Annotated in this window: 21 protein-coding genes, 1 tRNA gene and 1 other RNA gene; 13 read left to right on the plus strand and 10 right to left on the minus strand. The window is 69.5% G+C overall.

From position 1 onward, the window contains the following. Positions 1 to 3 precede the first annotated feature (3 nt). From pstB to phoR, 4 genes are read left to right on the plus strand one after another with little or no spacing between them, the layout of a single operon-like run. Positions 4 to 783 (plus strand): phosphate ABC transporter ATP-binding protein PstB, encoded by a 780-nt coding sequence (gene pstB, locus FFS10_RS05100; protein WP_137892205.1) that lies wholly within the window; start codon positions 4 to 6, stop codon positions 781 to 783. A gap of 10 nt (positions 784 to 793) precedes the next feature. Continuing rightward, positions 794 to 1,495 carry a phosphate signaling complex protein PhoU gene (phoU, locus tag FFS10_RS05105; RefSeq protein WP_137892207.1) on the plus strand — a complete coding sequence of 234 codons (702 nt, stop codon included), beginning with the start codon at positions 794 to 796 and terminating at the stop codon, positions 1,493 to 1,495. Beyond that, complete coding sequence (gene phoB, locus FFS10_RS05110) at positions 1,492 to 2,217, plus strand: phosphate regulon transcriptional regulator PhoB (RefSeq protein WP_137892210.1); 726 nt, start codon at positions 1,492 to 1,494, stop codon at positions 2,215 to 2,217. The genes phoU and phoB overlap by 4 nt, the downstream gene beginning before the upstream one ends. Before the next feature lie 46 nt (positions 2,218 to 2,263). Continuing rightward, a complete protein-coding gene (gene phoR / locus FFS10_RS05115; protein WP_137892213.1) occupies positions 2,264 to 3,619 on the plus strand; it encodes a phosphate regulon sensor histidine kinase PhoR in 1,356 nt (451 codons plus the stop codon). On the opposite strand, the gene FFS10_RS05120 is transcribed toward phoR, so the two are convergent. The 5 genes from FFS10_RS05120 to trxA form a co-directional block, all read right to left on the minus strand. Next, a complete protein-coding gene (locus tag FFS10_RS05120; protein ID WP_137892215.1) occupies positions 3,591 to 4,943 on the minus strand; it encodes an MATE family efflux transporter in 1,353 nt (450 codons plus the stop codon). The two genes, phoR and FFS10_RS05120, sit on opposite strands and share 29 nt — an antisense overlap. Positions 4,944 to 4,949: 6 nt before the next feature. Further along, complete coding sequence (locus tag FFS10_RS05125; RefSeq protein WP_137892217.1) at positions 4,950 to 6,668, minus strand: hypothetical protein; 1,719 nt, start codon at positions 6,666 to 6,668, stop codon at positions 4,950 to 4,952. A gap of 85 nt (positions 6,669 to 6,753) precedes the next feature. Further along, positions 6,754 to 7,014, minus strand: coding sequence for a type B 50S ribosomal protein L31 (locus FFS10_RS05130; RefSeq protein ID WP_137892219.1), 261 nt, complete (start codon positions 7,012 to 7,014; stop codon positions 6,754 to 6,756). A 129-nt stretch (positions 7,015 to 7,143) separates the two neighbouring features. Beyond that, positions 7,144 to 8,406, minus strand: a complete 1,263-nt coding sequence (gene rho / locus FFS10_RS05135; RefSeq protein WP_137892222.1) for a transcription termination factor Rho — start codon at positions 8,404 to 8,406, stop codon at positions 7,144 to 7,146. A 210-nt stretch (positions 8,407 to 8,616) separates the two neighbouring features. Further along, positions 8,617 to 8,949, minus strand: coding sequence for a thioredoxin TrxA (gene trxA / locus FFS10_RS05140; RefSeq protein WP_137892225.1), 333 nt, complete (start codon positions 8,947 to 8,949; stop codon positions 8,617 to 8,619). 96 nt (positions 8,950 to 9,045) lie between these two features. Here trxA and FFS10_RS05145 point away from each other — a divergent pair, with 96 nt between their 5' ends. Both FFS10_RS05145 and FFS10_RS05150 read left to right on the plus strand, forming a co-directional pair. Then, positions 9,046 to 10,350 (plus strand): TIGR03862 family flavoprotein, encoded by a 1,305-nt coding sequence (locus FFS10_RS05145; RefSeq protein ID WP_137892227.1) that lies wholly within the window; start codon positions 9,046 to 9,048, stop codon positions 10,348 to 10,350. A gap of 84 nt (positions 10,351 to 10,434) precedes the next feature. After that, the gene (locus FFS10_RS05150) at positions 10,435 to 11,286 is read left to right on the plus strand and encodes an endonuclease/exonuclease/phosphatase family protein (RefSeq protein ID WP_137892229.1); all 852 of its coding nucleotides are present in this window, start codon (positions 10,435 to 10,437) and stop codon (positions 11,284 to 11,286) included. 21 nt (positions 11,287 to 11,307) lie between these two features. Here the strand turns inward: FFS10_RS05150 and FFS10_RS05155 are convergent, their stop codons facing one another. Then, positions 11,308 to 11,544 carry a DUF2789 domain-containing protein gene (locus FFS10_RS05155; RefSeq protein WP_137892231.1) on the minus strand — a complete coding sequence of 79 codons (237 nt, stop codon included), beginning with the start codon at positions 11,542 to 11,544 and terminating at the stop codon, positions 11,308 to 11,310. Between the two features lie 102 nt (positions 11,545 to 11,646). On the opposite strand from FFS10_RS05155, the gene thpR reads away from it, so the two are divergent. After that, complete coding sequence (gene thpR, locus FFS10_RS05160) at positions 11,647 to 12,177, plus strand: RNA 2',3'-cyclic phosphodiesterase (protein WP_137892233.1); 531 nt, start codon at positions 11,647 to 11,649, stop codon at positions 12,175 to 12,177. A gap of 166 nt (positions 12,178 to 12,343) precedes the next feature. On the opposite strand, the gene FFS10_RS05165 is transcribed toward thpR, so the two are convergent. Both FFS10_RS05165 and ffs read right to left on the minus strand, forming a co-directional pair. After that, positions 12,344 to 12,553: a hypothetical protein gene (locus FFS10_RS05165; protein ID WP_137892236.1), complete on the minus strand. Its 210-nt coding sequence runs from the start codon at positions 12,551 to 12,553 to the stop codon at positions 12,344 to 12,346. Between the two features lie 344 nt (positions 12,554 to 12,897). Next, positions 12,898 to 12,994: signal recognition particle sRNA small type (ffs, locus tag FFS10_RS05170), an RNA gene on the minus strand. 57 nt (positions 12,995 to 13,051) lie between these two features. Between ffs and dnaX the strand changes: the two genes are divergently transcribed. From dnaX to FFS10_RS05195, 4 genes are all read left to right on the plus strand, one after another. Further along, positions 13,052 to 14,896: a DNA polymerase III subunit gamma/tau gene (gene dnaX / locus FFS10_RS05175; RefSeq protein WP_137892238.1), complete on the plus strand. Its 1,845-nt coding sequence runs from the start codon at positions 13,052 to 13,054 to the stop codon at positions 14,894 to 14,896. Positions 14,897 to 14,939: 43 nt separating this feature from the next. Beyond that, entirely contained in the window at positions 14,940 to 15,272 is a 333-nt protein-coding gene (locus FFS10_RS05180) for a YbaB/EbfC family nucleoid-associated protein (protein ID WP_137892240.1), read from the plus strand. 12 nt (positions 15,273 to 15,284) lie between these two features. Continuing rightward, positions 15,285 to 15,875: a recombination mediator RecR gene (recR, locus tag FFS10_RS05185; protein WP_137892242.1), complete on the plus strand. Its 591-nt coding sequence runs from the start codon at positions 15,285 to 15,287 to the stop codon at positions 15,873 to 15,875. A gap of 429 nt (positions 15,876 to 16,304) precedes the next feature. Then, positions 16,305 to 18,365: a S8 family serine peptidase gene (locus FFS10_RS05195; RefSeq protein ID WP_137892246.1), complete on the plus strand. Its 2,061-nt coding sequence runs from the start codon at positions 16,305 to 16,307 to the stop codon at positions 18,363 to 18,365. 65 nt (positions 18,366 to 18,430) lie between these two features. Here FFS10_RS05195 and FFS10_RS05200 read toward each other — a convergent pair. Together FFS10_RS05200 and FFS10_RS05205 are read right to left on the minus strand one after the other, a co-directional pair. Then, positions 18,431 to 18,506: transfer RNA gene (locus FFS10_RS05200), tRNA-Ala, on the minus strand. 34 nt (positions 18,507 to 18,540) lie between these two features. Continuing rightward, positions 18,541 to 19,416, minus strand: a complete 876-nt coding sequence (locus FFS10_RS05205) for an NAD(P)-dependent oxidoreductase (RefSeq protein WP_137892248.1) — start codon at positions 19,414 to 19,416, stop codon at positions 18,541 to 18,543. Between the two features lie 214 nt (positions 19,417 to 19,630). Between FFS10_RS05205 and FFS10_RS05210 the strand changes: the two genes are divergently transcribed. Then, positions 19,631 to 20,482 (plus strand): alpha/beta hydrolase, encoded by an 852-nt coding sequence (locus FFS10_RS05210; protein ID WP_137892251.1) that lies wholly within the window; start codon positions 19,631 to 19,633, stop codon positions 20,480 to 20,482. 19 nt (positions 20,483 to 20,501) lie between these two features. After that, positions 20,502 to 21,401, plus strand: coding sequence for a LysR family transcriptional regulator (locus FFS10_RS05215; protein ID WP_137892254.1), 900 nt, complete (start codon positions 20,502 to 20,504; stop codon positions 21,399 to 21,401). The last annotated feature ends 31 nt before the right edge of the window (positions 21,402 to 21,432 follow it).

The raw sequence follows: 21,432 nt of genomic DNA on the forward strand, positions 1-21,432 counted from the left end.
TCCATGGAAACCTCCATCGCATCCGTCGACGCGTCCAAGATCTCGGTCAAGGACCTGAACTTCTACTACGGCAAGTTCCACGCGCTCAAGGGCATCAACCTCGAGATCCCCGAGAACAAGGTGACGGCCTTCATCGGCCCCTCGGGCTGCGGCAAGTCCACGCTGCTGCGCATCTTCAACCGCATGTACGAGCTCTACCCCGAGCAGCGCGCGGAAGGGCAGATACTGCTGGACGGCGAGAACCTGCTGACCAGCAAGAAGGACGTGGCGCTGCTGCGCGCCAAGGTCGGCATGGTGTTCCAGAAGCCGACGCCGTTCCCGATGTCGATCTACGACAACATCGCCTTCGGCGTGAAACTGTTCGAGCGCCTGAGCGCGAGCGACCTGGACGAGCGCGTGGAGTGGGCCCTGCGCAAGGCGGCGCTGTGGAACGAGGTCAAGGACAAGCTGAATCAGAGCGGCTCCAGCCTCTCGGGCGGCCAGCAGCAGCGCCTGTGCATCGCGCGCGGCATCGCCATCAAGCCCGAGGTGCTGCTGCTCGACGAGCCCTGCTCGGCCCTGGACCCGATCTCCACGGCCAAGATCGAGGAGCTCATCGTCGAGCTCAAGAACGACTACACCGTGGTGATCGTGACCCACAACATGCAGCAGGCCGCGCGCTGCAGCGACCACACGGCCTACATGTACCTGGGTGACTTGGTGGAGTTCGGCCCGACCGAGCAGTTGTTCTTCAAGCCCAAGCGCAAGGAGACCGAGGACTACATCACGGGCCGTTTCGGCTGAGGAGCAGCATATGGCAGACAAGCATCTTTCCAGCCAGTTCGACAGCGAACTCAACGGCGTTTCCACCCGGGTCATGGAACTCGGCGGGCTCGTGGAGTCGCAGATCAGCCAGGCCATCTTCGCCCTGTCGCAGTTCAACGCCGAGGTCGCCGACCAAGTCATCGCGACCGAGCCCAAGGTGAACGCGATGGAGGTCCAGATCGACCACGACCTGTCGTCCATCATCGCCCGGCGCCAGCCCACGGCGCGCGACCTGCGCCTGCTGATCGCCATCTCCAAGACCACGGCCAACCTGGAGCGCGTGGGCGACGAGGCGGCCAAGGTGGCGCGCATGGTCAAGGCCATCATCCAGAGCGGCGCCTCCCGCTCGCTGCCGGCCTCCGAGCTGCGCGTCGAGGCCGACCTGGCCTCGGGCCTGCTGCGCAAGGCACTCGATGCCTTTGCGCGCCTGGACGTGCCGGCCGCGGTGGCCATCCTCAAGGAGGACGACCTGATCGACCAGGAGTTCGACGGCTTCGTGCGCAAGCTCATCACCTACATGATGGAAGACCCGCGCACCATCTCCGCCAGCCTGGACCTGCTGTTCCTGGCCAAGGCCATCGAGCGCATCGGCGACCACGCCAAGAACATCGCCGAGTTCATCATCTACATCGTCAAGGGGGCCGACGTGCGTCACGCCTCCATCGAAGAAATCGAGTCTGCGGTCCGATGAGAACCCTGCCGCGAGTCCTGATCGTGGAAGATGAGTCGGGGATTGCCGAGCTCATCGCGGTCAACCTGCGCCACAACGGCTTCCAGCCGATCTGGGCCATGGACAGCACCACGGCGCAGCGCGAGCTCGACGCCGTGCTGCCCGACGTGATCCTGCTTGACTGGATGCTGCCCGGCGAGAGCGGCCTGGCGCTGGCCAGGAAGTGGCGCAGCGACCCCCGGACCAAGACCGTCCCCATCCTGATGCTGACCGCGCGCGGCGACGAGGCCGACCGCGTGGCCGGACTGGACGCGGGTGCGGACGACTACATCATCAAGCCGTTCTCGACCAAGGAGATGCTGGCGCGCATCCGCGCCGTGCTGCGGCGGCGCACGCCCGAGCAGGTGGGCGGGCCGGTCGAGATCGGCGAGCTGCGGCTCGACGCCTCGACCCACCGCGCGTCCTTCCAGGGCCAGCCGCTCAAGATGGGGCCGACCGAGTTCAAGCTGCTGCACTACCTGATGACGCATGCCGAGCGCGTGCACAGCCGCGGCCAGCTGCTGGACAAGGTCTGGGGCGACCATGTCTTCATCGAGGAACGCACGGTGGACGTGCACGTCAAGCGCCTGCGCGAGGCGCTCGGCGCGGCCGGCTGCATGATCGAGACGGTGCGCGGCGCGGGTTACCGCCTGACGGCCCAGCCCCTGGTGACCCCTGGCGCGGCGGCCTCGGCGCGCGCCTGAGGCCGGCTCCGCCACGCCAGGCCTTCGCTCGGGCCACCGCCGCGCCATGCTGACCCGCTTCCTGGTGTTCGCTCTGCTGCAGCTCGCCGCCGGCGCGCTGGGTGGCTGGCTGGCCGGCTGGCCAGGTGCCCTGGCGGGTGCGGCCGGGGGAGGCCTGGTCTGGTTCGCGCTGGACCTCACGCGCGGCCTGCGCCTGATCGCCTGGCTGCGCCAGGCCGACATGGCCGCCGCGCCCGAGATGCGGGGCCTGTGGGGCGAGGCGGCCGACCGCATGCGGCGTCTGCTGCGCGGTCATGACCAGCGGGTCAAGGAAAGCCAGCACCGGCTGCAGGAATTCCTGGCCGCCATCCAGGCCTCGCCCAATGGCGTGGTGCTGCTCGACGCCGAGGGCCGTATCGAGTGGTGCAACCAGATTGCGGCCGAGCACCTGGGCTTCGACGCTCAGCGCGACCTGCTGCAGCACATCGGCAACCTGGTGCGCGAGCCGGCCTTCGCGGCCTACTACGCTGGCAGGGATTACCAGCACGATGTCACGATCCAGGGCCGCGCGCACAGCGCGGCAAGGCCGGTCAAGCTCTCGGTGCAACTGCATCCCTATGGCGACGGCCGCAAGCTGCTGCTCACGCGCGACGTGACCGCGCTGGCCCAGGCCGAGGCCATGCGGCGCGACTTCGTCGCCAACGTCTCGCACGAGATCCGCACCCCGCTCACGGTGCTCAGCGGCTTCGTCGAAACCCTGCAGACCCTGCCGCTGGACGAGCCCGAACGCGAGCGCTACCTGCAGCTGATGGCGGCCCAGGCCGCCCGCATGCAGAACCTGGTCAACGACCTGCTGATGCTCTCGCGGCTGGAGGGCAGTCCGCCGCCCGGCGCCGCCGAGTGGTTGCCCGTGGCGCCGCTGACCGCCCAGTGCGAGGAGGAGGCGCGTGGGCTCTCCGCCGTGCTGCTGGCGCCCCAGGCGCCTGCGCAGGTCCTGAGCTTCGACGCGCCGCGCCAGCTGTCCCTGGCGGGCTCGGCGCACGAGTTGCGCAGCGCCGTGTCCAACCTGATCAACAACGCGGTGCGCTACACGCCGGCCGGCGGCCACATCGACGTGGCCTGGCGCCTGCTGCCGGACGGCCGCCTCGAGTTCTCCGTGACCGACACCGGCCCCGGCATCGCGCCCGAGCACCTGGGGCGCCTGAGCGAGCGCTTCTACCGCGTGGACCGCAGCCGCTCGCGCGAGTCCGGCGGCACCGGCCTGGGGCTGGCCATCGCCAAGCATGTGGCGCAGCGCCACGGCGGCGAGCTGCGCATCGAAAGCCAGCTGGGCAAGGGCTCGCGCTTTACGCTGCTGTTTCCGGCCAACCGCGTGCGCGTCGAGGCGCCGGAGCTCATGGTCGCTTCCGCCGGGGCAGGCTGAGCTCGCGCCAGACCATGGCCGAGAAGATCAGCGCCACCAGCGCCAGCGCGACCGTGCTCGCCAGCCAGAACGCGCGCGGCGAGGCCTGCGCCGCCGCCCAGGGGCCCAGGCCCTGGTAGGCCAGGGCATAGCCGCCGGCCAGGCCCAGCCCCCACAGCAGCAGGCTGTAGACCAGCAGGGGCGCCACGGTCACGTTGTAGCAGCGCAGGATGAAGACGCAGACCGCCTGCAGCGCGTCGGCCAGGTGGTAGAGCGCCACCCAGGCCAGCAGGGCCGAGGCCGCCGCCGCCACGGCCGGCTGGTTCGTGTACAGGGCCGCGATCCCCTCGCGCAGCAGCCACAGCGTGCCGGCCGCCAGCAGGGCCAGGGCGCCGGCTGCGCGCAGGCCGGTGCCGGCCGCGCGGCGCGCACGCCGGGGCTGGCCCGCTCCCAGCCAGTAGCTCACGCGCGCACTGCTGGCAATGGCCAGCGACAGCGGCGTCATGTAGAGCAGGGCCCCGAGGTTGGCTGCGATCTGGTGGCTGGCCGAGGCCACGGTGCCCAGCCGTGCGATGAACAGCGCCATCAGGGTGAACGAGGTCACCTCGACCATGATCGCCAGTCCGCCGGGCAGCCCCAGGCGGGCGAAGGCGCGGATCTGCGCCCAGTCCGGCCGCTCCAGGCGCTGCCAGAGGCGGTAGGGGCGGTAGAAGTCCTGGCTGCGCAGCAGCCACAGCGCCAGGCCCAGCATGGCGCAGTTGACCAGCAGCGTGGCCAGGGCACAGCCCACGGCGCCGCGCGGCGCCAGGCCCCAGCCGCCGAAGGCCAGCCAGACCGACAGCGGCAGTTTGAGCCCCAGCGAGGCTATCTGCAGCCAGGTCACCAGCTGTGGCTTGCCCAGGGCCTGGTTCAGCGTGCTGTAGAGGCGAAACAGCAGCGAGGGCGCCAGGGCCAGGGCCAGCACCGCCAGGTACTGCCGCACCTCGGCCTGCAGCGCCTCGGGCACGCGGGTCCAGCGCAGCAGGGGACCGGGGAACAGCAGGGCCGCCATGCCGACCGCGATGGTGATGACGCACAGGTAAAGGGCCTGGCGCACCGAGCGCCCCAGCGCGGCCTGGCGACCGCTGCCGTGCAGCTCGGCCCAGGCCGGCAGCAGGGCCTGCACCACGCCCATCAGGGCCACGTAGACGCTGATGTAGATGGCCGAGCCGACCGACAGCGCGGCCAGCGCCTGCTCCGAGTAGCGGCCGGCCACGATGGTGTCGGTCACGCCGAAGGCCATCACGGCCAGCTGGCCCACCAGCACCGTCCCGGCGTGGCGGGCAATCGTCCTGAGCTCGGACATGGCCGGTCAGCGCGCCGCGATGCGGCGGTACACCAGGATGTCCTCGTTCTTGTCGGTGGGGCGGCGCACCGTGGCGCGCAGCTGCCACTGGTCCGGGTCGACGACGCTGCGCAGTCTGGAGCGGGCGTCGGCGTCGACCAGCAGCCAGGGGCAGCGGGCCTGGCGGCTGCCGGCCGCCTCGAGCTTGAGGCCGGCATGGAACTCGAAGGCCGCCAGCTGGGCCCGGCTCAGGCCCAGGGTTTGCGCGCAGCCGGCCTGGCCGGTCACGCGGCTCACGTTGCGCACCAGCGGCGCGTAGCTGCGCGCATAGTCCAGCAGCGGCAGCCACAGCGTCATCAGCAGCAGCCAGCACAGGGCGGCGCCGCCGGCCGGCAGCACCAGGCTTTTCCAGATCGCGGTGCGGTGGCGCCCGGCGCGCCAGCTCACGAGCCAGCACCAGGCCAGGGTCGCGGCCAGTGCAAAGCCCAGGGCGGTTGCCGAGAACTGGGACTGGAAGCCGGGCGCCAGCTTGGCCACGTTGGCCGCGGGCTGGCGCGGCCAGCCGGTCTGCATGGCGATCCAGACCACCCAGATGATCAGCGCGCCGCCGCTGAAGAACAGCAGCGTGAACCAGTCGATCAGCGCCGCGACGCTGCGCTCCAGGGTCGGCAGGGCGAAGGCGGCCAGGGTGGCCAGGGCCGGCAGCGCCAGCAGCAGCGAGCGGTCGCTGGCGTCGGTCAGCAGCGTGGTGCCGACCGCGACCACAGCGAACCACAAGGGCAGGGCCAGGTGACGGTGGCTGCGCAGCTCGCCGAGCTGGCGGCGCCAGCGCCACAGCGTCCACAGGGCCAGCGGCCAGGCCGGCCAGGTGAACCACAGCAGGAGTCGGCCGGTGCTGCGCCAGTCGGTCTCGCCGGCCTGAGGCAGCGCCAGGCGCCAGCGCCACAGGTCCAGGCCCCAGGCCAGCGCGCCAGTCAGTGCCAGCGCGAGCGCGAACGCCAACAGGCGCCAGGCCCGGGGCTGAGCCGGCGCATCGGCGCCTGGGCGCTCCAGCCCGCACAGCAGCGCGCCGCCGGCGCCGAACACCAGGGCCATGGCCGGCGCGCCCGACAGGGCCAGGCCGAGCAGTCCGGCCAGGCCCGCGAGCAGCGGCAGCAGGGCGCGGTGGGGCAGGGCGGCGAGCGCGTAGAACAGCAGCGCGGTGAAGCACAGCTGGCTCAGCGCGGGCGTGGTTTCGTGCGAGAGCTGGGCCAGGCCCAGGCAGGCGATCAACGCCAGCAGGCCGCCGTCGGCCATGGCGCGCGCGTAGTCGGTGGGCCTGGCCTCGCCGCCGAAGGCGAAGGCCACCGGCTGGGCCCCCGGGTTGCGCGCCAGGTGGTAGACGCCCCACCAGGCGGCCGCCAGCGTCAGCACCAGCATCAGCACGAAAGGCAGGCGGGCCGCGAAGTCGGGGGCGATCCAGCCGGGCGCGACCTGCATGGCCCAGGCGCCGATCCAGTAGGGCAGCAGGGCGTCCACCTCGGGGGGCTGGCCCATCAGCGTCGGGCGCAGCCAGGCCGAGACATCGCTGCCGCCCATGCGCGTCAGCTCGACCATGTAGCCGAAGGCCGCGATGTCGGCTTTCTTCCAGGGCTCGCGGCCGATGAAGCCGGGCAGCACATAGGCCAGGCAGAACAGCAGCAGGGCCAGGCGCGGCAGTCGGCGCACGGCGTGCTGGGCCACGATGGCGGGGCTGGGCTGGTTCACGGGGTCGGGCGAGAACGGGGTGGCGGTCTAAAACAAAAGGGCAGCGCGGTCACCCGGGCTGCCCTGGCGGAAGGTCCGCGTCGACTTACTTGGCGACAGCGGTCTTGCCGAAGCGGTTGCGGAACTTCTCGACGCGGCCGCCCATGTTGTCCACCGACTTCTGGGTGCCGGTGTAGAAGGGGTGGGATTCGCTCGAGGTGTCCAGCTTGAACAGCGGCAGCTCGCGGCCGTCGTCCATCTTGATCATTTCCTTGGTGTTGGCGCAGGAGCGGGTCACGAACTTGAAGCCGTTGGACAGGTCCACGAAGCAGACGTCGCGGTAGTTCGGGTGAATGCCGTCTTTCATGATTTTTCCTTGAGTCAGGTGCAGTCAGGTGCGATAGCCGCGCCGGCCCATCCAGCGTACTTTTCGCGAAACCGCTGATTATGCCACAGGGCCCTCGGCGCCCATCCAAGGCGCGGCCGGCCCTGTGCTTCAGCCGCCGCGGCGCATCATGTCGAAGAACTCGACGTTGCTCTTGGTCGCCTTCATGCTCTTGAGCACCATTTCCATGGCCTCGATCTCGTCCATGTTGTACATGAACTGGCGCAGGATGCGGGTCTTCTGCAGCACCTCGGGAGCCAGCAGCAGCTCTTCGCGGCGCGTGCCGCTGCGATTGAGGTTGATGGCCGGGAACACGCGCTTCTCGTAGAGGCGGCGCTCGAGGTGGATCTCGCAGTTGCCGGTACCCTTGAACTCCTCGAAGATCACCTCGTCCATGCGGCTGCCGGTGTCGACCAGCGCGGTGGCGATGATGGTCAGCGAGCCGCCTTCCTCGACGTTGCGCGCCGCGCCGAAGAAGCGCTTGGGGCGCTGCAGGGCGTTGGCGTCGACGCCGCCGGTCAGCACCTTGCCCGAGGAGGGCACGACGTTGTTGTAGGCGCGGGCCAGGCGCGTGATCGAGTCCAGCAGGATCACCACGTCCTTCTTGAGCTCGACCAGGCGCTTGGCGCGCTCGATCACCATCTCGGCCACATGCACGTGGCGCGCCGCCGGCTCGTCGAAGGTCGAGGCGATCACCTCGCCCTTGACGGTGCGCTGCATCTCGGTCACTTCCTCGGGGCGCTCGTCGACCAGCAGCACCATCAGGTGGACTTCGGGGTAGTTGGCGGTGATGGCGTGCGCGATGTGCTGCATCATCACGGTCTTGCCCGACTTGGGCTGGGCCACGATCAGCGCGCGCTGGCCCCGGCCGATCGGGGCGATGATGTCGATCACGCGGCTGGTGATGTTCTCTTCGCTCTTGATGTCGCGTTCCAGGCGCATCTGTTCCTTGGGGAACAGCGGCGTCAGGTTCTCGAACATGATCTTGTGCTTGTTGTCCTCCGGCGCGCCGCCGTTGACCTTGTCGAGCTTGGTCAGCGCGAAGTAGCGCTCGCCGTCCTTGGGGGTGCGCACCTCGCCCTCGATCATGTCGCCGGTGTGCAGGTTGAAGCGGCGCACCTGGCTGGGGCTGATGTAGATGTCGTCGGTGCTGGCGGTGTAGCTGGTGTCCGGGCTGCGCAGGAAGCCGAAGCCGTCGGGCAGGATCTCGAGCACGCCGTCGGCGAACACCTGCTCGCCGGCACGTGCGCGCTTCTTGATGATGGCGAACATCAGCTCCTGCTTGCGCATGCGGCCGGTGTTCTCGATCTCCAGGGCTTCGGCCTGCTTGAGGACTTCCGACACATGCAGTGCCTTGAGTTCATTTAAATGCATGGGACTACCTGCGCTTGTGCAGCCCTTGGTCCAGGCTGTTGTGATTCTTCAGGGGAGGTTGGGGAGGAGCGGGCGGACTGCCCGGCCTCGAAGTTCTATACCGTGAACTCGAGCCGATTCGACCAGCGAATCAGCGAACTGCGCACATTATGACAGGAAAAACGAAGGGTCCGGGCGCGCTGGGCTGGGCGCCCGGACAAAGCAGGCGACTCAGGCGAGTTGCTGGTCGATGAAGGCGGTCAGCTGGGCCTTGCTCATGGCGCCGACCTTGGTCGCGGCCAGCTGGCCGTTCTTGAACAGCATCAGCGTGGGGATGCCGCGGATGCCGAAGCGCGCGGGGATGTCGCGGTTCTCGTCGACGTTCATCTTGGCGATCTGCAGCTTGCCGTCGTAACCGGTCGCCACCTCGTCGAGGATGGGGGCGATCATCTTGCAGGGGCCGCACCATTCGGCCCAGAAATCCACCACGACAGGCTTGTCGGCCTTGAGCACGTCGGCTTCGAAAGTGGCATCGGTAATGTGTTTGATCAGGTCGCTGGCCATGGCGTGTTCCTCGTGACGTATGAGATGCAGCTAAAGTTGCGGCATTGTGACAGAAACCAAGTCCCTTCGCCTGTCGCGCCCGGGGCGGCGGACGCTATGACAGTCATAGCGAAAAGCCATGTTCCGGCCGCTGTGCCAACCGATGTTCCGAGCTGCGAGGTGGCCGTGGTCGGCGGTGGTCCGGCCGGCCTGATGGCAGCCGAGCAACTCAGCGCGGCGGGCGTGTCCGTGCACCTGTTCGACGCCATGCCCTCGGTCGGCCGCAAGTTCCTGCTGGCCGGCAAGGGCGGCATGAACCTCAGTCATTCGGAAGGCGCCGAGGCCTTCGCCGGGCGCTATGGCGCGCGGCGTGCCGCGATCGCGCCGCTGCTGCAGGACTTCGGCGCGGGCGAACTGCGCGACTGGGCCAAGGGCTTGGGCATAGAGACCTTCGTCGGCAGCTCGGGCCGCGTGTTCCCCGCAGACATGAAGGCCGCGCCGCTGCTGCGCGCCTGGCTGCAGCGCCTGCGCCATCCGGTCGCCGGCGGGCCCGGCGTGCAGTTCCACATGCGCCATCGCTGCACCGGCTGGAACGAGGCCGGCGCGCTGCGCTTCGATGCCCCGCAGGGCCCTGTTGCCGTGCAGGCGCGTGCCACCGTGCTTGCCCTGGGCGGCGGCAGCTGGTCGCGCCTGGGCTCGGACGGCGCCTGGCAGAGCTGGCTGGCCGCGCGCGGCGTGCCGCTGGCGCCGCTCAAGCCGTCCAACTGCGGCTTCGACGTGGCAGGGCGCGAGGGCGAGGGCTGGACCGCGCATTTCCGCGAGCGCTTCGCCGGTCAGCCGTTCAAGTCGGTCGCGATACGCCGTCGCGATGCCCAGGGGCAGGCCTGGCAGCGCAAGGGCGAGTTCGTCGCCACCGCGACCGGGGTCGAAGGCAGCCTGGTCTATGCCTGCTCGGCCGCGCTGCGCGACGCGATCGAGTCGGGTGGCAGCGCAGGTTTCGAGCTCGACCTGCTGCCGGACCGCAGCCCCGAGCAGGTGCTGGCCGAGCTGCGCCACCCGCGCGGCGCGCGCAGCCTGTCCAGCCACCTCAAGAGCCGGCTCGGCCTCGATGGCATCAAGATGGCCATCCTGCACGAACTGCTGCCCAAGGAGGCCCTGGCCCAGCCCGAGGCGCTGGCGGCCGCGATCAAGGGGCTGCCGGTGCGCCTGCGGGCCCCGCGTCCCATCGACGAGGCCATCAGCAGTGCCGGCGGTGTGCCCTTCGAGGCCCTTGACGAGCAACTCATGCTCAAGGCCCTGCCAGGCGTGTTCTGTGCCGGCGAGATGCTGGACTGGGAGGCGCCGACCGGCGGCTACCTGCTGACCGCCTGTTTCGCCAGCGGCGTGCGGGCGGGCCGGGGCGTGCTGCAGCGCCTGCGCTGACGCGGCCTGCGCCAGCGCGCGGGATGACGTCGCGGCGGTCCTGGCCTATGCTTGGCTCAGGGTGCGACAAGCGAGGGATGCCCGATGAAGCTGCTGACCTGGAACATCCAATGGGGGCGCGGGGCCGACGGCCGGGTGGACCTGGACCGCATTGTGGACCATGCCCTGCGGCTGGCCGATGCCGACGTGCTGTGCCTGCAGGAGGTGTCTTCTGCCTACCCCGAGTTGCCGGGCTGCGACGGCAGCAACCAGTTCCGTGGCCTGGCCGACCGGCTGCCCGGCTACACCGCGTTCGACGGCGTGGCGACCGACACGCCACATCCCGGCGGCGGCCGGCGCGCCTTCGGCAACATGATCCTCTCGCGCTACCCGGTGCTGCAGGTGTTTCGCCACCTGCTGCCCTGGCCGGCCGATGCGGGCGTGCCCAGCATGCAGCGCATCGCGCTGGAGGCTACGCTGGACACGCCGGGTGGGGCGGTGCGCGTGACCACGACCCATCTGGAGTACTACTCGCCGAACCAGCGTGCGGCCCAGGTCGAGCGCCTGCGCGAACTGCACCGCGAGGCCGTGGCGCAGGCGGGCTGCCAGCGGCCCGGTGAGCTCCGCGAAGGGGCCTTTGCCTTCGTGCCGCGCGCGGCCGCCTCGGTGCTGGCCGGCGACTTCAACTGCCTGCCGGAATCGCAAGACCGGACGCGGCTGCTGGCGCCGTTCGACGACGCCACGCCCGCCTACCGCGACGCCTGGGAGCTGGTTCATCCCGGGCAGGCGCATGCGCCGACCGTGGGGCTCTACGACAAGCGGCAGTGGCCGGGCGCGCCGTTCACCTTCGACTTCGTCCTCGTCAGCTGCGACCTGGCCGATCGCGTGCGCGAGCTGCGGGTGGACACCGCCAGCGACGCCTCGGACCACCAGCCGATGCTGCTGGTGCTGGACTGAGGTGCTGTCGCCGCTGCCCGATCAGCGCTGCTGACTCAGCAACATGGCGAGCTCGTCGGCGGCCTCGGCCCAGTCGGAATCGTCGGCGATGGCCTCGCCCAGAAAGGCCGCCTGGGCGGCGTTCCAGAACGGCGCCTCGGCCAGTGCGGTACCCCCTTCCAGGCGGTGGCTGGCGAGGAACTCGTCGATGGCGCGAGGCTCGCCGGCCAGGCCCAACTGGCGAAACAGGCCGCTCAGATCGTGCTTGCTGGTATCCATGACTGGACTCCTTCGATGGGGGGAGGGCTGAAGCGATTGGTCCCCAGTTTAGCGGGCTCTGGTGCCCGCGGGAAACCGGTGTCTGCGTGCGAAGATGGGGCCATGAGCGAGGCTGTTCCCCACACTTCGGCTTCGGTACGATTGTTTCTGGCGCTGTGGCCCGACACGCAGGTGCGCCAGGCCCTGGTGCGCAGCCGCGAGGCCTGGGTCTGGCCTGCGGGCGCGGCGCTGGTGCGACCCCATAGCCTGCACCTGACCCTGCATTTCCTCGGCTCAGTCCCGGTGGCGCGACTGCCGCAGCTGCGGGCCGGCCTGGCCGTGGCCTTGCAGCCGTTCAGCCTGGGCCTGGACCGCCCTGCGCTGTGGCCACGCGGCATCGCGGTGCTGCAGGCCGAGCAGCTGCCTGCCGGGCTGCTGGAGCTGCATCAGGCGCTGGGTCAGGCACTGCAGAGGCTCGGACTGCCGACCGAGCAGCGTGCCCTCAGGCCCCATGTCACGCTGGCGCGCCGCGCCGGCCGGGCCCTGCTCCCGGCCGGGTCGCAGCGCATCGACTGGCCGGTGCAGGGCTATGCGCTGGTGGCGTCCATGCCCGACCTGCCAGGACGCTATCGGCTGCTGGAACGCTATGGCTGAGGCCTGGTGGGCCGGGCAGCTGCCTTGAAGTTGTCCAAGGACGGCGGGGACAATGCTGTGGACAATCCGTGTCCCATCCGTGAATGCAGGCGTTAAGTTATTGTTTTTAATGGAAGTTCTTTAGACTGCTGATCTTTTGTGCAGTGGTTAACTCGGCGCGGCTGGCTCACGCGTAGGTCATGCCGGCGCCTTGGTGAAGAGCCGGTTGCGGCGACGCGATCGGCATCTGCGGCAGGTCCAGTCCTTCGTCGGACGCCAACTGGCGCTGGCAGAGGTCGAGTTCCTGTCTGAGCTGTATCACCGTGGCGTCGTCCGAGCCATAGCGGGCCAGCATCTTTTGGTAAAGACGGTCGAGGTTGTTGACGGTGCGCTTCATAGGGTTTCCTCTATTGAAATTACCAAATTTGTAAATTTTACGTTTTCGGCGCGCAAAAACTTGATCGCGGATGAAACTTCGGTGATGGCTTCGGCTGTGTCTGATGGCGCGCGCCTGTACAGAGCAGCAAGCTCGATTGATAGACGATGCCTGTGCGAACGTCAATGGCCGTGCCGCAATAATTTGCGGGCGATCAAGGCGTTGGAAGGGCTGCCGGATTTGGCGAACGCGTAACCTTGGCCGGGGCCAAGTCTTTCGTCCGGGGATCGCTGCCCGAGGATGAGGGCTTGTGGAAATGGCCCATGGCGCCGTCTCTCTTGAGCGGGCCATGTCCTAGGAATGAGGTTGACGAGCCTTGACCCCGGCACTGACTCCACAGTTAGGGCTGCTTGGTTCCCCACCTGACCCGGTTGGCCGCTTCACCATGCGGGAAGGCCCGTCAGCCGCCATTGTAGGCGATGCGCAATCCCGTCGGCGCAGCCCCTTAGAATCGGCCGGATGTCCTACCTCGTGCTCGCCCGCAAGTACCGCCCCCGGAATTTCACCGAGATGGTGGGGCAGGAGCATGTGGTGCAGGCGCTCACGAACGCCTTGACGCAGCAGCGGCTGCACCATGCCTACCTGTTCACCGGCACGCGCGGCGTCGGCAAGACCACGGTGTCGCGCATCCTGGCCAAGTCGCTGAACTGCCAGGGGCCCGACGGGCAGGGCGGCATCACGGCCACGCCCTGCGGGGTCTGCCAGGCTTGCGGCGACATCGACGCCGGCCGCTTCGTCGACTACACCGAGCTCGACGCCGCCTCCAACCGCGGCGTGGACGAGGTCCAGGGCCTGCTCGAGCAGGCGGTCTACAAGCCGGTGCAGGGGCGCTTCAAGGTCTTCATGATCGACGAAGTGCATATGCTCACGAACACGGCGTTCAACGCCATGCTCAAGACGCTGGAGGAGCCGCCCGAGTACCTCAAGTTCGTGCTCGCGACCACCGACCCGCAGAAAGTGCCGGTGACCGTGCTCTCACGCTGCCTGCAGTTCAACCTGCGGCCGATGGCGCCCGAAACCGTGCTGGAGCACCTGACGCGCGTGCTGGCCACCGAGAGCGTGCCGGCCGAGGCGGGGGCGCTGCGCCTGCTGGCGCGCGCGGCGCGCGGCTCCATGCGCGATGCCCTGTCGCTGACCGACCAGGCGATCGCCTTCGGCGGCGGGCAGCTGCAGGAGGCCGCCGTGCGCCAGATGCTGGGCAGCGCCGACCGCGGCCATGTGCTTCGTCTGATCGATGCGCTGGCGCGCGGCGATGGCAAGTCCGTGGTCGAGACCTCCGAGACGCTGCGCCTGAACGGCCTGAGTGCTGCCGCGACGCTGGAGGACATGGCCATGGTGCTGCAGCGCATGGCGGTGTGCCAGGCCGTGCCCGGCATGGCGGTGGGCGAGCAGGACCCCGAAGCGGTGGAGACCGCGCGCCTGGCCGCGCTCATGCCGGCCGACGAGACCCAGCTGCTCTACAGCCTGTGCCTGCACGGCCGTGGCGAGCTGGGCCTGGCGCCCGACGAATACGCGGCGCTGACCATGGTGCTGCTGCGCCTGCTGGCCTTCAAGCCCGGCGTCTTTCCGGGCAGCGTGGCGGAAAAAAAAACTCTGAAACCGGCGCCTGAGGCACCGGCGGCTGTCCCCGAGGCTGCGCCCGTCGCGCCCGAGCCGGCGCCCGCTGCCTCGCAAGCTGCCGTGCCGGTGCGCGACCTGGAGCAGGCGCCGGCAGTGCTGCTGCCTGCGGCTGCGTCAGTGCAGGCCGTGGAGCAAGCCCCGGTGGCGGCCGAGGATCGGCCGCCACAGCATCCCCGGGCACTGGTTCCCGCTGCCGGCTGGGTGGCCATGCCGGTGCGCGACCAGGGCGAGCCCAGCGCCCGCACCGAGGCGCGCCGCGAGACCGTCGGTGGGACGCCCGCCGGTGGCAGCCTGGTGCCCACCGATGAAGGCGACTTCTGGCATGAGTTGGTGCAGCAGCTGATCGCGCAGGAGGCCATCGCGGCGCTGGTGCGCGAACTCGCGCTGCAATCGCAGCTGGTGGCGCGCGACGCGGACCATTGGCTGCTGCGCGTCGAGCGCGAGTCGCTGAACCAGGCCACGGCGCGCGAGCGGCTGCAGGGGGCGCTCACGGGCGCGGGCCACGCCGTGCGGCTGGCGGTCGAGATCGGGCCGGTGCACGACAGCCCGGCGCGCCGCAACGCGGCCGCCGCCGCCGAACGCCAGCGGCAGGCCGAGGCGCTGATCCACGGCGACCCCTTCGTGCAGGCCATGCTGCGCGACTTTGGCGCGAAAATCGTGCCTGGCAGCATCAAGCCGCTCTAAGAACAAGTTCTCACCTCCCGTTCAAGATTCCAAAGGAAACACCATGTTCAACAAAGGACAACTCGCCGGCCTGATGAAGCAGGCCCAGGCCATGCAGGACAACCTCAAGAAAGCCCAGGAAGAGCTGGCCCTGATCGAGGTCGAGGGCGAGTCCGGCGCCGGTCTGGTCAAGGTGCTGATGACCTGCAAGCACGACGTCAAGCGCGTCACCATCGACCCCAGCCTGCTGGCCGACGACAAGGACATGCTGGAGGACCTGGTGGCCGCGGCCTTCAACGCCGCCGTGCGCAAGGCCGAGGAAACCTCGCAGGAGAAGATGGGCAAGCTCACGGCCGGCATGCCAGGCCTGCCCGGCGGGATGAAATTCCCTTTCTGATCTTTCTGATTCGTGTCCGACACCCACTCGCTCGACGCGCTGGTGCAGGCGCTGCGGCGCCTGCCCGGCGTCGGCGTGAAGTCGGCCTCGCGCATGGCCTTTCACCTGCTGCAGCACGACCGCGAGGGGGCGCTCGCGCTGTCGCGCGCGCTGCAGGCAGCGGTGGACGGCGTCCGCCACTGCACCCTGTGCCACACCTTCACCGAGGCCGAAGTCTGCGACACCTGCCGCGATCCGCGGCGTGACCGCAGCAAGCTCTGCGTGGTGGAAACGCCGGCCGACCAGTCGGCCGTGGAGCGCACGGCGGCCTTCCGCGGCCTGTATTTCGTGCTGATGGGCAAGCTCAGCCCGCTGGACGGCATAGGCCCGCGCGAGATCGGCCTGCAGCGGCTGTTCGAGCGCGCCACCGACGGCGTGGTCGAGGAGGTGATCCTGGCCACCAACTTCACGGCCGAGGGCGAGGCCACGGCGCATGTGATCGGCGAGGCGCTGAAGGCGCGCGGCCTCAGGGTCACGCGGCTGGCGCGCGGCGTGCCGGCGGGCAGCGAACTCGAGTACGTGGACCTGGGCACCATCGCCCATGCCATGGTGGACCGGCGCTGAGGCCTGGGCCAAATACTGAAATACTGTTCAGGTACGAAGCACGGGCACCGGCTGATGTCCCTGATCGAGTAAAGCGCCACGATGGCGAACATTGAAGTTGCTCATCTTGCGCATGACGCTGCGTGGGTTGAGGCGGCCGCGACTGCTGACGCAGCACCCGCGCGCTATCTCGGCCAGCAGCGCGTCGCGCCGGGCAGGCAGGCGCTCTAGTCCTCCCAGAGCAGGCGGCCCGGCAGCTCCGCGCGCGTGGCCGCGCAGATGCCCAGCGCCTCCTCGCGCGCCAGCGCGAACTCCAGCCAGTGCTTCATGCCCCGCGGTCGATGGCCTGTCGTCGCGCGGACAGGGGGCGAAGTGGTCCTGTTCTTGAATTCGGCGGTACTCGGGACTAACGTCAAACAGTTCAGCCCGGACAGAAGAGGGGGTTTCCAAATGCGCAATCTTGCCGCGATCATGGGTCTGGCGCTCATCGCCTGCGCCACGGCGGCAGCGCCGCTGCCCGAATCGTCCCGCCCCGCGCCCGGCAGCCAGGCGGCCCGGCCCGCCTACCTGATGGATCGGGACGGCGACCGGGTGTCGGACGGCCTGCAGGCCGCCATCGCGGCCGCCCGCCCGGGCGAGCAGTTCCGCGTCGTCGTCACCTACAAGGACAGAGGGCCGGGCAAGGCCGACGCCGCGCGCCGGGCCGTGGGCTTCTTCACGCTGCACCGCGAGTTCAGCCTCATCCCCGGCTTTGCCGCGACCATGACCGGGGCCCAGATCCGGGCGCTGGCCCTGCAGGCCGGGGTGTTGCGCATCGAGGAGGATTTCCGCGTCTCGACCCAGCTCGACGCTGCCCGCGCCGACTTCGGCACGGATGCGGCACGCAGCAGCTACGGGGTGAGCGGCGCCGGCGTGGCGGGCTGCATCGTCGATACCGGTGTCGACCCGAACCACGAGCAGATGGGCCATGTGGCGGACCCGTTCTTCGACGCGGTCAAGGGGCTGGCGGCGGCATACGACGACCATGGCCATGGCACCCATGTCGCGTCGATCGCGTTCGGCGACGGCACGGGCGGGAACGGTGCTGCGACTTACCGGGGCGTGGCACCCGACGCAACGATCTACGCCGCCAAGGTGCTGGACCAGTCGGGTTCGGGCCCCGAGAGCGACGTGATCGCCGGCATCGAGTGGTGTGCGAACCAGCCTGCCGTGCGCATCATCTCGATGAGCCTGGGCACCGGCACGCCCTCGGACGGCAAGGACGCGCTGAGCCAGGCCGCCAATGCGGCCGTGGACAAGGGCAAGGTGGTCGTGGTGGCGGCAGGCAACTCGGGCGACGATCAGGGCACGGTGGGCTCGCCTGGTGCGGCGGCCAAGGCCATCACGGTCGGCGCCTGTGCCGAGTGGTCGGCCCCGGCGGGTGCGCCCAACCACTCGGACGGGGTGTACCTGACGCCGTTCTCCAGCCGCGGGCCGACGGTGGACAACCGCATCAAGCCCGATGTCTGCGCCCCGGGCCTGAGCATCACGGCGGCGCGGGTCGGCACGGTCAACGGTTACATCACCTACAGCGGCACCTCGATGGCCACGCCCTTCGTGGCCGGCGCCGTTGCCCTGGCCTTGCAGGCGAGCCCCGGGCTGTCGCCTGATGCCGTGCGGCTGGCCCTCGAGTCCACGGCACAGGACCGCGGCCCAGCGGGCAAGGACAACGACTGGGGCGCCGGGCTGGTCGATGTCCACGCCTTCGTGGCCAGCGCCAAGGGCGCTGCCGCGGCGTCGACGGCCTTTCCGAGCTACCGGCGCCTGTCCGGCAACGTGCCGAACCACGGCCTCTGGTCCTATCCGTTCACGCTGGGCGAGTTGGAGCTCCAGGTCCCGATCGGCGCCACGATCACGATAGACGGCAAAGCAGTGTGCATCCTGCCCTTCCTGGGCTCATGCCTGGCTGCCCAGTGGGACCCCGACCTCGACGCCAGGCTGGTGGACCCCAGGGGCGTGACCCTGGCCGACAGCCTCTGCGCAGCCGACACCGAATGCGGCGGCATCGGCCGCCAGGAAACCCTGCACGCCATGCCCACCGCGGCGGGCACCTACACCATCTACGTCAACCCCTCCGAGGACAGCGTGAACCTGGGCAAGGGCGGCAGCTTCTTTGTCGAGCTGTCGACGGGGCCGGTCGCGGGTGTTGCAGGCAATCCTTCAACGATGCACGTGGGAAGCCTGACCACCACAGTCCGAACTGTCGGCAAGACTGGCTGGACCGCAACCGTCACGATCTCGGTGCACGACACGAGCCATAGCGCTGTCCCGAACGCCGGGGTCAGTGGTGTGTGGAGCGGCAACTACAGCGGCAATTCGTCGTGTACGACCAATTCCAAAGGCCAGTGCAGCGTGAGCAGCGGCACCGTACCCAGGCGCGGAAGTGTGACCTTCACCGTGAGCAATCTCACTGGCGCTCTTGCTTATGAACCGAGCAGCAACGAAATTTCGAGCGTCACAGTGTCGAAGTAGTGAGCGCAAGCGGCGAGGTCGCCAAGCAAAAAGGCCGACTGCGAGCAGTCGGCCTTCGATGTTTGTGGTGGAGAGGAGGAGGATCGAACTCCCGACCTCCGCATTGCGAACGCGGCGCTCTCCCAGCTGAGCTACCCCCCCACAAGAAGCCGCATTGTAGCAGCCTGAAAAACCCCTAGCGCATGCCGTTGCGGCTGGCGAGCTCGACGAACAGGCCGGCGTGGTCCAGGTCGGTCAGGCCATGCTCTATGCCTTCGGCGTAGAGCTTCTCGAACAGCGCGGTGATCGGGGCCTCGAAGCCGATCTCCTCGGCCGTGTCGAGCGCGTTGCGCATGTCCTTGAGCTGAACCGACATGCGCGCGCGCGGCGCGAAGTCGCGGTCCACCATGCGCTGGCCGTGCACCTGCAGCACGCGGCTGTCGGCAAAGCCGCCCGCGATGGCCTCGCGCACCTTGGCCATGTCGGCGCCGCCCTTCTCGCACATCAGCAGGGCCTCGGCCACGGCGCCTATCGTGATGCCGACGATCATCTGGTTGGCCAGCTTGGCGAGCTGGCCCGCGCCGTGCGGTCCCACATGGGTGGGGCGTCCCAGGGCCTCGAAGGCCGGGCGGGCGCGCTCGAAGTCCGCCGCCTTGCCGCCCGCCATGATGGCCAGGGTACCGGCCTCGGCGCCCACGGTGCCGCCCGACACCGGCGCGTCCAGGTGCGCGATGCCGCGCTCGCTGAGCCGGGCCGCATGGTCGCGCGCCTCGCGCGGCTTGATCGAGGACATGTCGACCACCAGGGTGCCGGGGCGCATGGCGGCGGCGGCGCCGGTCTCGGGGTCGAACAGCACCCCGCCGACGATGGCGCCGTTCTCCAGCATGCAGATCACGAGCTCGGCCGCCGCGGCGGCCTCGCGCGCCGTGTCATGCACCTGGGCGCCGTAGCGGGCCAGGCGCTCGGCCTTCTCGCGCGTGCGGTTCCAGGCGTGCACGGCATGGCCGGCCTCGCACAGCCGGCGTGCCATGGGCTGGCCCATGAAGCCTATGCCCAGTACTGCAATGTTCATTTCTCTCTCCTGAAGGGGCTGCCGGCGCGCGCCTGGGGCGGGCTCGGCCTGGTAGGGGTTCACAAGGGCAGGGCTGCCAGGACCGGCACCCGCTTCTGCTGCAAATCATAGCCAGCGCATTCGCCCAGGCTGAACGTTTGCTGAAGGCCGGATGGACCCGAAACGCCTTGTGACAAGATGCGGGCTCACCAGCCACCACGGAGGACGACAAACCATGCCCCTGCAAGACGCCGCCTGGCACGACCGCATGTACAACAACCGCGCCCTGGTGCCCGACCACGCCGAGCATCTGGCGCGCTGGGCGCGCGAATCCGAAGCGGCGCGCCGCACGCTGCCCTGCCGCCTCGACCTGGCCTATGGCGAGGGGCCGAACGAAACGCTGGACCTGTTTCCAGCGGCGCGCGCCGACGCGCCGGTGCTGGTCTTCATCCATGGCGGCTACTGGCGCAGCCTGGACAAGGCCGACCACTCCTTCGTCGCGCCCGAGTTCACCCAGCAGGGCGCTTGCGTGGTGATTCCCAACTACGCGCTGTGCCCGGCCGTCACCGTGCCGCAGATCACGCTGCAGATGGTCAAGGCCCTGGCCTGGACCTGGCGCCATGTTGCCGAGCACGGCGGCGACCCGCACCGCATCTGCGTGGTCGGCCACTCGGCCGGCGGGCATCTGGCGGCCATGCTGCTGGCCTGTGTCTGGAAGTCCTGGGCGCCGGACCTGCCCGCGGCCCTGGTGCGCCGGGCGCTGTCGATCTCGGGCCTGCACGATCTGGCGCCGATCCGGCGCACGCCCTTCCTGCAGGCCTCGCTGCATCTCACGCCGGCCCAGGTGGCCAAGGCCAGCCCGGCCAAGCTGCCGGCGCCGCGCCAGGGCCGGCTCTACAGCGTGGCCGGTGGCGACGAAAGCGCCGAGTTCCTGCGCCAATGCGCGCTGATCCGCGAGGCCTGGGGCGCGCGCGCCGTGCCCGTCTGCGAGACCTTGCCGGGCCTCGACCACTTCAGCGTGATGCAGTCCCTGGTGACGCCAGGCAGCCGCCTGAACCAACTGGCGCTGCAGTTGCTGGTGGACTGACGCCAGGGTGGGGACGGCGATGAACCTCAAGCACCTGGAGCATTTGCTGGCGCTGGCCGAGACCGGCTCGTTCAGCCGCGCGGCCGAGCAGATGCACCTGACCCAGCCCGCGCTCAGCCGCAGCATCCAGACGCTGGAGGAGGAGCTGGGCGGCCGGCTGCTGGACCGCATAGGCAAGCGCAACGAGCTCACGCCGCTGGGCCAGACCGTGGTGGCGCGTGCGCGGCGCATCGTGCTGGACGCGGCCGAGCTGCGGCGCAGCGTGGAGCTGCTGCAGCATGGCGGGGTGGGCAGCATACGCGTGGGCCTGGGCTCGGGGCCGGGCGGGCTGCTGATGACACCCTTCCTGCAGTTCATGGGCCAGCACCATCCGGCGGTCAAGGTCAGCATCACGCGCGGCGCCACCGAGCTGCAGCTGCTGCAACTGCGCGCGCGCGAGCTCGACGCGCTGGTGATCGACCTGCGCCGCATCGTGCCCGCGCCGGACCTCGCGATCGAGGACGTGGTGGAACTGCGCGCCGGCTTCATCTGCCGCAGCGGCCACCCGTTGCTGCGCCGGCCGCGCGTCGACTTCGAGGACCTGCTGAGCTTTCCGATCGCCTCGACGCCGCTGTCCGACGAGGTGACGCGGCAACTGGTCGACCACTTCGGGCCACGCGCCAACCCCCAGCAGCTGACCACCCTGCAGTGCGAGGACGTGGGCAGCCTGATCGACACCGTGCGCGCCACCGACGCGGTGTTCCTGGGCGTGGCCGCGGCGGCGCGCCAGGGCATCGCGGCGGGCGAGCTGGCCGAGCTCAAGGTGCTGCCGGCGTTCAAGGCCAGCGCCCGCTTCGGCTATGTCACGCTGGCCGGCCGCACCGAGGCGCCGGTGATGACTTTGTTCCGCCAGTTCGTGGCTCAGCACCTGCGCGACTGAGCTTGCGTAATACATAATCGTAATGCATCAT

The organism is Ramlibacter sp. 2FC (genome assembly GCF_005503345.1).
Classification (GTDB): domain Bacteria; phylum Pseudomonadota; class Gammaproteobacteria; order Burkholderiales; family Burkholderiaceae_C; genus SCMQ01.

Coding starts and splice junctions, on each gene's coding strand:
- pstB (WP_137892205.1), top strand. CDS start 4: ATGGAAACCTCCATCGCATCCGTCGACGCGTCCAAGATCTCGGTCAAG.
- phoU (WP_137892207.1), top strand. CDS start 794: ATGGCAGACAAGCATCTTTCCAGCCAGTTCGACAGCGAACTCAACGGC.
- phoB (WP_137892210.1), top strand. CDS start 1,492: ATGAGAACCCTGCCGCGAGTCCTGATCGTGGAAGATGAGTCGGGGATT.
- phoR (WP_137892213.1), top strand. CDS start 2,264: ATGCTGACCCGCTTCCTGGTGTTCGCTCTGCTGCAGCTCGCCGCCGGC.
- FFS10_RS05120 (WP_137892215.1), bottom strand. CDS start 4,943: ATGTCCGAGCTCAGGACGATTGCCCGCCACGCCGGGACGGTGCTGGTG.
- FFS10_RS05130 (WP_137892219.1), bottom strand. CDS start 7,014: ATGAAAGACGGCATTCACCCGAACTACCGCGACGTCTGCTTCGTGGAC.
- rho (WP_137892222.1), bottom strand. CDS start 8,406: ATGCATTTAAATGAACTCAAGGCACTGCATGTGTCGGAAGTCCTCAAG.
- trxA (WP_137892225.1), bottom strand. CDS start 8,949: ATGGCCAGCGACCTGATCAAACACATTACCGATGCCACTTTCGAAGCC.
- FFS10_RS05145 (WP_137892227.1), top strand. CDS start 9,046: ATGACAGTCATAGCGAAAAGCCATGTTCCGGCCGCTGTGCCAACCGAT.
- FFS10_RS05150 (WP_137892229.1), top strand. CDS start 10,435: ATGAAGCTGCTGACCTGGAACATCCAATGGGGGCGCGGGGCCGACGGC.
- FFS10_RS05155 (WP_137892231.1), bottom strand. CDS start 11,544: ATGGATACCAGCAAGCACGATCTGAGCGGCCTGTTTCGCCAGTTGGGC.
- thpR (WP_137892233.1), top strand. CDS start 11,647: ATGAGCGAGGCTGTTCCCCACACTTCGGCTTCGGTACGATTGTTTCTG.
- FFS10_RS05165 (WP_137892236.1), bottom strand. CDS start 12,553: ATGAAGCGCACCGTCAACAACCTCGACCGTCTTTACCAAAAGATGCTG.
- dnaX (WP_137892238.1), top strand. CDS start 13,052: ATGTCCTACCTCGTGCTCGCCCGCAAGTACCGCCCCCGGAATTTCACC.
- FFS10_RS05180 (WP_137892240.1), top strand. CDS start 14,940: ATGTTCAACAAAGGACAACTCGCCGGCCTGATGAAGCAGGCCCAGGCC.
- FFS10_RS05195 (WP_137892246.1), top strand. CDS start 16,305: ATGCGCAATCTTGCCGCGATCATGGGTCTGGCGCTCATCGCCTGCGCC.
- FFS10_RS05205 (WP_137892248.1), bottom strand. CDS start 19,416: ATGAACATTGCAGTACTGGGCATAGGCTTCATGGGCCAGCCCATGGCA.
- FFS10_RS05210 (WP_137892251.1), top strand. CDS start 19,631: ATGCCCCTGCAAGACGCCGCCTGGCACGACCGCATGTACAACAACCGC.
- FFS10_RS05215 (WP_137892254.1), top strand. CDS start 20,502: ATGAACCTCAAGCACCTGGAGCATTTGCTGGCGCTGGCCGAGACCGGC.